Origin of the sequence: Alcaligenes phenolicus (genome assembly GCF_032063905.1) — a bacterium.
GTDB lineage: Bacteria > Pseudomonadota > Gammaproteobacteria > Burkholderiales > Burkholderiaceae_B > Alcaligenes > Alcaligenes phenolicus.
Window position 1 is genome coordinate 108,637 of record NZ_DAMBOE010000003.1, and the last position, 10,350, is coordinate 118,986.

At 57.0% G+C, this 10,350-nt stretch carries 9 protein-coding genes; 5 read left to right on the forward strand and 4 right to left on the reverse strand.

The annotated features are described in order from the left end of the window. Window positions 1–81 precede the first annotated feature (81 nt). Window positions 82–1,623: a nitric oxide reductase transcriptional regulator NorR gene (gene norR, locus U2949_RS07070; RefSeq protein ID WP_026484440.1), complete on the forward strand. Its 1,542-nt coding sequence runs from the start codon at window positions 82–84 to the stop codon at window positions 1,621–1,623. Further along, window positions 1,616–2,314: a Crp/Fnr family transcriptional regulator gene (locus tag U2949_RS07075; protein WP_009458784.1), complete on the forward strand. Its 699-nt coding sequence runs from the start codon at window positions 1,616–1,618 to the stop codon at window positions 2,312–2,314. The genes norR and U2949_RS07075 overlap by 8 nt, the downstream gene beginning before the upstream one ends. Before the next feature lie 8 nt (window positions 2,315–2,322). Here U2949_RS07075 and U2949_RS07080 read toward each other — a convergent pair whose 3' ends face one another. The 3 genes from U2949_RS07080 to ispB all read right to left on the reverse strand — a co-directional run bounded on the left by U2949_RS07080 (window position 2,323) and on the right by ispB (window position 5,791). Further along, on the reverse strand, window positions 2,323–3,126 hold the full coding sequence (locus U2949_RS07080; RefSeq protein ID WP_051316358.1) for a formylglycine-generating enzyme family protein: 804 nt from the start codon (window positions 3,124–3,126) through the stop codon (window positions 2,323–2,325). Between the two features lie 217 nt (window positions 3,127–3,343). Next, entirely contained in the window at window positions 3,344–4,573 is a 1,230-nt protein-coding gene (gltS, locus tag U2949_RS07085) for a sodium/glutamate symporter (RefSeq protein ID WP_026484441.1), read from the reverse strand. A gap of 252 nt (window positions 4,574–4,825) precedes the next feature. Next, window positions 4,826–5,791 carry an octaprenyl diphosphate synthase gene (gene ispB / locus U2949_RS07090; protein ID WP_009458758.1) on the reverse strand — a complete coding sequence of 322 codons (966 nt, stop codon included), beginning with the start codon at window positions 5,789–5,791 and terminating at the stop codon, window positions 4,826–4,828. Window positions 5,792–5,964: 173 nt separating this feature from the next. On the opposite strand from ispB, the gene U2949_RS07095 reads away from it, so the two are divergent. From U2949_RS07095 to U2949_RS07105, 3 genes are read left to right on the forward strand one after another with little or no spacing between them, the layout of a single operon-like run. Next, window positions 5,965–6,831 carry an ATP-binding protein gene (locus U2949_RS07095; RefSeq protein WP_026484442.1) on the forward strand — a complete coding sequence of 289 codons (867 nt, stop codon included), beginning with the start codon at window positions 5,965–5,967 and terminating at the stop codon, window positions 6,829–6,831. Continuing rightward, window positions 6,824–7,825, forward strand: a complete 1,002-nt coding sequence (locus tag U2949_RS07100; protein ID WP_026484443.1) for a Nudix family hydrolase — start codon at window positions 6,824–6,826, stop codon at window positions 7,823–7,825. Before U2949_RS07095 ends, U2949_RS07100 begins: the two co-directional genes overlap by 8 nt. Then, window positions 7,822–8,547, forward strand: coding sequence for a spermine/spermidine synthase domain-containing protein (locus U2949_RS07105; RefSeq protein ID WP_321286902.1), 726 nt, complete (start codon window positions 7,822–7,824; stop codon window positions 8,545–8,547). The genes U2949_RS07100 and U2949_RS07105 overlap by 4 nt, the downstream gene beginning before the upstream one ends. 326 nt (window positions 8,548–8,873) lie before the next feature. Here U2949_RS07105 and U2949_RS07110 read toward each other — a convergent pair whose 3' ends face one another. Then, entirely contained in the window at window positions 8,874–10,349 is a 1,476-nt protein-coding gene (locus U2949_RS07110; protein WP_026484445.1) for an efflux transporter outer membrane subunit, read from the reverse strand. Window position 10,350: the final 1 nt, after the last annotated feature.

Sequence of the window (10,350 nt, forward strand, 5' to 3'; positions counted from 1 at the left end):
GATCAAAGGGTTTCTGTCAGCCTGGGTATAAACTACCTCGACGAAACTGGGTATTTTTCACCATAAGGGTATTTTTCACCCATGCTAGATCTCTTGATTGCCGACCTTGCCACCGAGATTCCGGGGCCGTTACGCCTGCAGCGCATGGTGCATTTGCTGGCACGGCACTTTGGCTGTGATGCGGCGGGTTTGCTGAAGCTGGACGACACGGTGCTGCGCATTGTGGCGGCCAGTGGTCTGGGCCATGACACCCTGGGGCGTCACTTTGTCATTGCAGATCACCCCCGACTGACGCGGATCCTGAATTCCCCCAGCCTGACCCGCTTTGAACCCAACTGTGCCCTGCCGGACCCGTATGACGGCCTGCTTGATGACAAGCTGGGCCAGCCCCTGCCGGTGCATGATTGCGTGGGAATTACCTTGCAAGTCCAGGGCACGCCCTGGGGCATTCTGACGCTGGATGCCTTGCGACCAGGGACGTTTTCAGCCTCCACGCTGGTGGAACTCAAGCACTGGTGTCTGGTGTTGGAAAGCGCAATTCGCATCAGCGAGCTGGAAGAAGAAAACCGCAGCTTGCGCCTGCTCTCCACCTTGCCGCCCGATTACCTGTCGCGCAATAACTCGGCCGCCATCATTGGCAACAGCAAATCCCTGCTGGAGGTCATTCAATTGCTGGACACGGTGGCCACCTCCGAGCTGCCTGTGCTCTTGCTGGGTGAAACCGGCGTGGGGAAGGAGTTATTTGCACAACGCCTGCACCAACGCTCACCACGCCACAACAAACCCTTGATCTACGTGAACTGCGCTGCCCTGCCCGAGTCTCTGGCAGAAAGCGAATTATTCGGGCACGTAAAGGGCGCATTCTCGGGTGCCCATGAGAATCGGGCCGGGCGCTTTGAAGCGGCCCAGGGCGGCACCCTGTTTCTGGATGAAATCGGCGAGTTGTCTTTAACGATACAAGCCAAACTGCTGCGTACTTTGCAGAACGGCGAGATTCAGCGCCTGGGGGCGGACCACCCCATCAAATTGAATGTACGTCTGGTTGCTGCCACCAACCGTGATCTGAGCCAGCAGATCGCCCAAGGTGGTTTCCGGGCGGACTTGTTTCACCGTCTGTCGGTTTTCCCCCTCACGATCCCCGCCTTGCGCGAGCGCCATAAGGACATTCTGCTGCTGGCAGGCCACTTTCTGGAAACCAACCGTTCTCGTTTGGGATTGCGCGGAATTCGCTTATCCCCCGACGCAGAAGCCGCTTTACTGGCTTATCATTGGCCGGGTAATGTTCGCGAACTAGAACATTTAATCAGCCGGGCAACCATCCGCCTGCTGGTCGATACGCCAGATCGTAACCAAATATTTACGCTTAGCGCCGATAATCTCAATTTGTTACCTTCTACCCACCAGCCTGTCGCAGCGACCAGTACGGCTATTGGTGCACCTCGCCAATCCTTGCGTCAGTCCGTTGAGCAACTGCAAAGCCAGCTGATCCGGCAAGCTCTGGATGAGACCGACGGTAACTGGAGCCAGGCTGCCCGGCAGCTAGGCATAGACCCCAGCAATCTGCACAAGCTGGCCAGCAAACTAGGGCTTAAAACCCGCTCAGAAAGCTTAAGTGATGACTGACATATCCTACCCCTCCTTGTTAGCCAGCCTGCCCGTTTTCTCCCAGCTGGACGCAGCCAGCATTAACGAACTGTGGCAGGAGGGGCGGCTGATCCACTACGACAAGGACAGCCAGGTCTTTCGTCAGGAACAAAGCAGCGACCACTTTTTTGTTCTGCTGCAAGGCCTGATCAAAGTCGTACGCACCATGCCCAATGGCTCACAACTCCTGGTACGTTTTGCCTTGCCCGGCGACGTAATTGGCATTGCCCCTGCCCTGCGTCGTCGCAACTATCCGGCCACCGCCATTAGCGTAACCACCAGCGCCGCATTGGCCTGGCCTGAAAAGTCCTGGGACAGCCTGACGCAACGCTTTCCTTGCCTGCTCAGCTCTGCACAAGACACGGTCGCGCAACGACTGAGCGATGCCGATGATCGCCTGCTGGAAATTCATAGTCTGGAAGTGGAGCAGCGGCTGGCTCACAGCCTGCTGCGCTTGATTCGTCAGGTGGGCCAAAGCGGCGCACAAGGGACATCCTTGAGTATCCCGGTAACCCGGCAAGATCTGGCTGACCTGGCCGGGACTACCTTGTACACGGCCAGCCGCGTCGTCAGCAGCTGGGATCATCAAGGTTTGATTTTGGCAGGCCGCAAGCAAATTACGATTGCGGACCTGGACAAGTTTGCACAAGCAGTTCTGGAACGCGGCTAAGCGCAGGTTTAGTCTTCAGTGACCAGACGCAGACCCAAGTAACGCGGTGGCACACCAACCGAACACGCCCCGGTTTTTGGGTCGCGAATAAAGTCGGGCATCACCGCAATGTGCTCGCCCCCCAGGGTACGGACACCGCAGTTTTCCAGGCGAGACTCTGCGCGTGGCATGCTGATACGGTGTACCCGAACGTGGCAGGTATTGGTCCATTCAGCCACCTGCCCGCCCGCATCAAACACCCCATAAGCATTGGCAACGCCCTGCCCCAAGGGCGCCAGGGGAACTTCCTGTTCCTGCTTGCGTTTGTAGCTCTCCTGATACTCCTGCAGCCACAAGGCAGCTTGCTCGTTTTCATCCAGGCCACTTTGGGCCGACTCAGGCACTTTCTGGTCCGCGAAATAGCTCCACTCCAGATAGTCCGGCAAACGGAATGTCTTGCCGGTGCGCTCGCTTAACCAGGCGGCGTAATCCTGGCCGTCCTGCCAGCTGACGCCGACCACCGGCATATTCTTGGCCTGTCCTTGGCCCACCGCATCGGCAGCCTTACAACGCTCGGCACGAACGCACTGATCGTACTCAAACTGACTGACCTGATATTTCATGGCTTTCAAGGTGGGAACAGGAGCGTACATCACCGTGTCGGACGCAATCAAACGTCCATCCAGCAAGTATTCACCGGCCTGCATAACTTCACGCGCCGGACCGGCCACTTCAACCAGCTCGGGCAAACCCGCTGGATTACTGGGCTCGCCGGACGAACATCCGGCCAGAATGGCCACTAACAGCACGGATCCCACTACATGGCTTCGCATTGCGCACTCCCTAAAGACAAGCACAATTGAAGCCCAAGCGCCTGCAGGCGTCCTTGCGCCAAGGCAAACAGAGTCCTTAAGGACTCAAAAATAGAAGCGATCCAAGATTCACGATTCAACAACACAGGTAAAAAGAAAGCCCCTGGAACCGGATATCGATCCAAGGGGCTGTCTGATAAGGGCCGCGATATTGCTGATTGCGCCCGCTTCTCGGTACTTAAGTCAGAAAATTCACAAAGCCGGTAATGATCACGGCATTGAAGAAGTCAATGAACAAGGAGCCCACCAGCGGAATCACAAAGAAGGCCTTGCGTGATGGACCATTATCTTCCGTGAAGGCCTGCATATTGGCCATGGCGTTAGGCGTGGCACCCATCCCAAAACCGCAATGTCCGGCTGACATTACCACGGCATCGTAATCCTTTCCCATGACCTTGAAAGTCACGTAGCTGGCAAAGAAGAACATCATGACAGTCTGGGCAATCAGGATCACCAAAAGCGGACCTGCCACTTGAGCCAGCTCCCACAGTTTCATCACCATCAGCGCCATGACCAGGAAGAAAGCCAGCGACACATTGCCAATGATCTCAAACTCTTTTTCCGGCAAGCGGTAACGACGCCAGTCGATCACGTTACGGATGATGGCCGCCACCAGCATGGAGCCCAGGTAAGCGGGCAAGACAATGCCACGATCGCCCAGCCATTCAATGATGACACTGCCCACACCAATCGCGATAGACAGCAGCACTACGGCGTATACCGGCATTTCAAAGCCGCCATCATCAGCCTGAACGGTTTGCTTGACCGTGGTCTCCATCGCATGAGGCGCATCTGCACCTTCGTGCTGACGACGATGACGACGGTGTGGAGCAGGACCGTCGATATTGTATTTTTTCATCAGGCGCTTGCCCAAGGGGCCGCCGATGACACAACCCATTACCAGCCCCCATGTCGAAGCAGCAATGGCAGCAGGCAAAGCCCCAACAGCACCAGCATTTTCCAGCATTGGACCAAAGGCAGCCGAAGTACCGTGGCCACCCGTCATGGAGATCGAACCGGCGGCCAGACCCAGCAAGGGATTGGCGTCCATGAGGGTCGCCAAGGTCACGCCCATCACGTTCTGCAAAATAATCAGGACAACCGCGCAGCCCAGGAACAAAGCAACGGCCAGACCACCCTTTTTCAGCAACTCGAAGCTGGCTGAAAAACCGATGGTCGTGAAAAAGGCCATCAGCAAGAAATTGCGTATATCGTCGTTAAACGTAAAGTTGAACGAGCCGGTCTGATGTCCAACCAAGGCAATCAAGGCAAAAATCAATCCGCCGATAATGGGACTGGGAATAAAATAGCGGGCCAATACAGCAACGCGATTCTTTATATATTCTCCCAGCACGAGAAAGACAGCCGCCAAACCTACCGTTTGCGCGATATCGAGCTGAATGTTCATCTATCCGTTCCTTACATCTTTGGAATAAGGGGCCTGCACCTTTGTGTCTGACAGAGGCTTCAAACCAATTTGTTCAAATAGGCATGTCTATCGTCGCTACTTCGTCCTTGTGGGACAAAGGCATGACCACCAACAGCGTAGTAAAACCGAGAAAAATAACATGAACAGGCGCCTAATGACGCCAATTTCCCTGAATCAGCCCGCTTTATTACAAAAAAACCCGCCATTTGGCGGGTTGAGGAAAGTGACTGCTTAGCGGTCGCGTTCGATGGAAAACGCGCACAAGCTCAGCAATACCTGCTTGAATTCGCTCTCGGGAACATCAGCCAAGGCCTGAACAGCCAGCTGGGCTTCTGCCTTGGCCGCTTCACGGGTATAGGCCAAAGCATCAGTTTGCTCGATAGCCTGTGCAACAGCGGCAAAATCCGCATCACCGGTTTCAATGGCCGACTTGATCAGTTGAACCTGCTCGGGTGTGCCAACTTCCATGACACGGATCAGAGGCATGGTGGGTTTGCCTTCGCGCAGATCGTCACCCACGTTCTTGCCCAAGGCCTGGGCATCGCCGGTGTAATCGAGCACGTCGTCGACCAATTGGAAGGCGGTACCCAGGTGGCGGCCATAGGCGGCCATGGCTTCTTCCATTTCAGGCGAAGCACCGGCCACAATCGCCCCCACTTGCGCCGCCGCTTCAAACAGCTTGGCTGTCTTGTAGCGTACGACTTGCAGGTAACGTTCCAGGGAAACGTCCGGGTCGTGTACGTTCAGCAGCTGCAAGACCTCGCCTTCAGCGATCACCGTGGTGGCTGCCGACAGCACAGCCATGGCCGGCATGGAGTTCGACTGCACCATCATCTCGAAGGAGCGCGAGTACAGGTAGTCGCCAACCAGCACGCTGGCGGCATTACCGTAGACCGCATTGGCTGTGTGGCGACCGCGACGCATATCGGATTCATCGACCACATCGTCGTGCAGCAAGGTGGCGGTGTGGATGAACTCCACCACACCGGCCAACAGATGGTGCGTGCTCCCCTGATAAGCCAGCGCGCGGGCTACCAGCAACAGCAACGCAGGACGCATGCGCTTGCCGCCAGCACTAACGATGTATTCGCCGATTGTGCGTATCAGCACCACATCCGAATTCAAGCGCTCACGAATGACGACATCAAGAGCCTTCATGTCGTCGGCAATAGGTTCAATCAGGGTGGACAGGTTCAAAACAGAATTCCGGACGAGTAAGGGAGGGGGCCGCTATCGGCCAACCGTAACTTGATGATTATACGATTTTGAATCGCTTTGGGCCTATTGTTACGCGTCAAGCACAACAGTGATCACAGAAAAAGGGGCCAAATTAGCGATAATACGCATTTCAACCTGAAACGGAGACAGTCTTGAGTTCGCAAGACCTGAGTACCCTGATCAGCCGGGCCGAGCGGGTTCTCGCTCAACTGGAAGCCTGGCTGCCCCCTGCTCCACCCCCCATCAACTGGGATTCCATTGCTTTTCGCTGGCGTACCAATGGTTCGCGCGGCTGGCTTGAAGGTGTCCAGCACGTAGCCACCATCCAGACCGACGACCTGCATCATATCGAACGCCAAAAGGGCATTATTGAGCGCAACACCCGCCATTTTCTGGCAGGCAAACCGGCCAATAACGTCTTGATGACAGGTGCTCGCGGTACGGGCAAAAGCTCGCTGGTCAAAGCCATGCTGGCCAAATTTGCCGATCAGGGCCTGCGTCTGATCGAAGTGGACAAATCCGATCTGGGCGACCTGGGCTACATCATTGACCTGATCAGCACCCGCCCCGAACACTTCATCATCTTCAGCGACGACCTGTCCTTTGAAGAAGGCGAAGCCGGTTACAAGGCGCTTAAATCCGTGCTGGACGGCTCGCTGGCCTCCCCTGGCGACAATGTACTGATCTACGCCACGTCCAACCGACGTCACCTGATGCCCGAGTACATGAAAGAGAACCTGAGTGCCTCCACGTCTGCAGACGGCGAGATCCACCCCGGTGAAGCCGTTGAAGAAAAGGTATCCCTGTCCGAGCGCTTTGGACTATGGTTGTCGTTTTACCCCTTTAAACAAGACGACTACCTGGACATTGTGTATTACTGGCTTGGCGCTTTGGGTTGCCCTGCAGAACACATTGAAAGCTCGCGTATGGAAGCCTTGCAATGGGCTCTGGAACGTGGCTCTCGCTCCGGCCGGGTAGCACGTCAATTTGCTAGAGATTGGACCGCTAGACATGTCTAAACCCACGTTGGAAGTGGCCGTTGGCGTTTTACTGAACCAACACGGCCAAGTGCTACTGGGAAAACGCCCAGCCGATAAACCCTGGCCGGGCTGGTGGGAACTGCCAGGCGGCAAGATTGAGGCGGGCGAGAGCGTCATACAGGCGCTGGTACGGGAACTGCGCGAAGAACTCGGCATTGAAACCACCCACGCACACCCCTGGGTCACCTATACACACGAATACCCCAAGAATTTCGTCAAACTCTCTTTCTGCCTGGTGCGGGAATGGGAAGGCGAACCCCAGTGCCTGGAAGGCCAAGAGCTTGCCTGGGTCAACCCTAAAGGTCCATTGGAAGTCGGCCCTGTACTGCCTGCTACCGAACCGCCGCTGAAATGGCTGCAACTGCCCGAACGCTACCTGATTACCAACATCGACGAGCCGGCCCGCTTACCGGCCTACCTGGAACAACTGGAACAAGCCCTGCAACAAGGCCCGGCCTTGGTCCAGTTTCGAGAGCCAGCCTGGGCTGCCCGGCCCGATGCCGAATTTCATTTGCACCAAGCGTTCCTGCAAGTTGTGAACCTGTGCCAGCGCTACCAAGCGCGCTGCCTGGTCAATAGCCTGCACCCCGAGAGCTGGTGGGACCATGCCGATGGTGTGCATTTGCGCGCCAGCGACGCCCAAGCCCTTTACGCGAAATGCCACGACACCCTGACGACATTTCCCGCGATCAGCAAAGGCCTGATCGGCATGTCCACGCACAATGAAAGTGATATTGAAATAGCCCGCAAAATCCAGGCGGACTTTCTGGTTCTGGGCCATGTCCTGGAAACCTCCTCCCATCCCGGCGATCCCGGCATGGGCTGGGCCCGTTTCGCCAGCCTGGCGGAACAAGCTGGACTACCTGTGTTCGCCATAGGCGGACAGTCGGCCAAGACCTTGGCTGACGCCCGCAACCACGGTGCACACGGTATTGCCGGTATACGCCACATGCTGGACAACGACCCGGCATGACGCCACACGTCACTATTTCGGAACACGAAGGCGTACGCTACCTGCACCTGGGCTCTGCCTGGGTGCAGGGTGCGATGCGCCTGGACGCTCCCGATCAGCTAGAGCTGCACTACATCCGTCAGATGATGATCTGGACCTTGTTCCAGACCGATCCACGCCGTATTGCCCAGCTTGGCCTGGGCGCAGGCAGCCTGACACGCTTTTGCTACCAGCACTTCCCCCAGGCGCGCATCGACGCCGTGGAGATCAACCCGGAAGTGGTGCAAGCCAGTCGCCTACTGTTTAATCTGCCGCCCGACGACGAACGCCTGAACGTGCACACGGTAGATGCCCTGGACTATCTGGATGCAATCTACGGCGAGCTGGATGTGCTGCAAGTTGATGTGTACTCCGACCAGGCCGAGCACCCTGCCCTTGAAAGCGCAGCTTTCTATCAGACCTGCCGCAAAGCTCTGGGGCCACAAGGACTGTTAACGGTGAATTTGCTGGGCTCGGAACTGGTCCATGCGCGCAATCTGCATGCGCTTCAAGAGAGTTTCCCGGCCGTAGTCTGGTTACCTGAAACGCACGATGGCAATCTGGTCGCCCTGGCTTTTGCTGACCCGCCACAAATTGACTTTGATGACTTGTACCAGCGGGCCGAAGAGATCCATGCCACCTTGGGCTTGGCCGACGGCAAGGAGTGGGTGGATGGGCTATATGCCTGGATGGACCAGGACTGAGGCGGTTTCCGCGCAATATCAAGCAAGGAATGAGCCGCTGTTGAACTGCAAGCAAGCAAACTGCAGCCCCAATCTTGGGAGGTAGTCCAATCTTTACTTGGCCCATACGGGTCAAACCGGACGTTGCAGCTCCGGTCCAGTCCCAGGCCGGAGAGCACGGTGAAACTACCAAATAAAGCGCCAAGAAGCCTAGCCAACCCCAAACCAAACCAAACCAAACCAAACCAAACCAAACCAAACCAAATTTAAATCAGATCAGATCAATTCAATTCAATTCAGGTCAGGTCAGGTCAGGTCAGGTCAGGTTAGTGTAGGTCAGGCCGAACCTACTCTGCTTTCGCGGCTGGATCAGCTTTCACCGCATTCGGCTCTTCAGGATTCAGACCTGTCGTCACATCCCAGCCACCGCCCAAGGCCACCATCAGTTTGACCGCCGCCCGCAGGCGTTGAGACTCCAGGTCCAAAGCCTGCCGCTCGGCCGACAGCGCCGTAGCCTGGGTTTGTGCCAGACTCAGGAAATCCACCAGACCGGCATCAAACTGATTACGCGTCAGCCGCAGGGACTCGCGTGCCGCGGCCAGAGAACGCGCCTGGCTGGCTTGCTCCAGCTCCAGGCCATTGCGTTCAGACAAGGCATCTTCCACTTCCTTCAGCGCATCCAGCACCGTCTGACGGTAGGCAGCCAATTGTTCGTCATAGCTGGCTTCGGCCTGCTCGACTTGCGCACGGCGTGCCCCAAAATCCAGCAAGGTCAGGGCAAAGGCAGGGCCCAGGGACCAGACACGCGCGGGTGCCGTCAGCCATTCGCTAAGATCACTGCTGCTGAAACCCCCACTGGCCTTCAGGCTCAGACTGGGAAACCAGGCAGCCTTGGCCACACCAATCTGAGCATTGGCCTGCGCCATGCGACGCTCGGCACGGGCCACATCGGGGCGACGTTCCAGCAAACTGGATGGCAGACCCACCGGAATATCCGGAGCAACAGGCCAGGGCGCATGAGGCACCACCTCAAACTGGGAAGGTGCGCGGCCTACCAACACAGCCATCGCATGCAGGTAGGTGGCCTTCTCGCGATTCAAGGCCAAGCGCTGGGTGCGAGCCCCCTCTAGCTGGCTTAAGGCTGCAGCCACATCTCCCGGTGCAGAAAACCCGGCGTCCAGGCGGTTCTGATTGATTTGCAAAGAACGCTCGTACGCGGCCACGGTTTCATCCAGCACTCGCTCACTGGACTCCACACTGCGGTACTGCAAATAGGTCTGCGCCAATTGAGACTGCAGACTCAAGCGTGTGGCAGCCATATCCGCAGCACTGGCTTGCAGGCCAGCATCACCTGCTTCTACCTGACGGCGAATCCGCCCCCACAAGTCCACTTCCCAATTCACCGTGATGCTGGCGTCATAGGCGCTGCTGCTTTGACTGGTATCACCCGACCCACTGCCACGCCTCGTCGTGCCGACCGAACTGCCTACTTGCGGAAACTGGGTCGAGCGCGTGTTGGACAGAGTGGCCTGCGCCTGACGAACGCGTGCCTGTGCCTGCTGCAAGGTGAAGTTTTGCTCGTTCAGACTTTGCATCAGGGTGTTGAGCACGCCATCGTTGAAGCTTTCCCACCAGGGGCCGCGATCCTTCAAATCAGCCGGTTCGGCCTGCTTCCAGGCTGTGGACCGTACCTCCTCCCGAAAGTGCTCGCCCACCGGTGCTTCGGGCCGCTGATAATCAGGGCCAACAGCACATGCGGACAGGAGCAGCACCATCCCAGCCAGTGCGAAGCGCGGAAGAATCATGGCGTTAGAAGTAGGCATA

Bases quoted from the DNA above. Each gene is read 5' to 3' on its own strand.
- norR (WP_026484440.1), top strand. From the start codon at position 82: ATGCTAGATCTCTTGATTGCCGACCTTGCCACCGAGATTCCGGGGCCG.
- U2949_RS07075 (WP_009458784.1), top strand. From the start codon at position 1,616: ATGACTGACATATCCTACCCCTCCTTGTTAGCCAGCCTGCCCGTTTTC.
- U2949_RS07080 (WP_051316358.1), bottom strand. From the start codon at position 3,126: ATGCGAAGCCATGTAGTGGGATCCGTGCTGTTAGTGGCCATTCTGGCC.
- gltS (WP_026484441.1), bottom strand. From the start codon at position 4,573: ATGAACATTCAGCTCGATATCGCGCAAACGGTAGGTTTGGCGGCTGTC.
- U2949_RS07100 (WP_026484443.1), top strand. From the start codon at position 6,824: ATGTCTAAACCCACGTTGGAAGTGGCCGTTGGCGTTTTACTGAACCAA.
- U2949_RS07105 (WP_321286902.1), top strand. From the start codon at position 7,822: ATGACGCCACACGTCACTATTTCGGAACACGAAGGCGTACGCTACCTG.
- U2949_RS07110 (WP_026484445.1), bottom strand. From the start codon at position 10,349: ATGCCTACTTCTAACGCCATGATTCTTCCGCGCTTCGCACTGGCTGGG.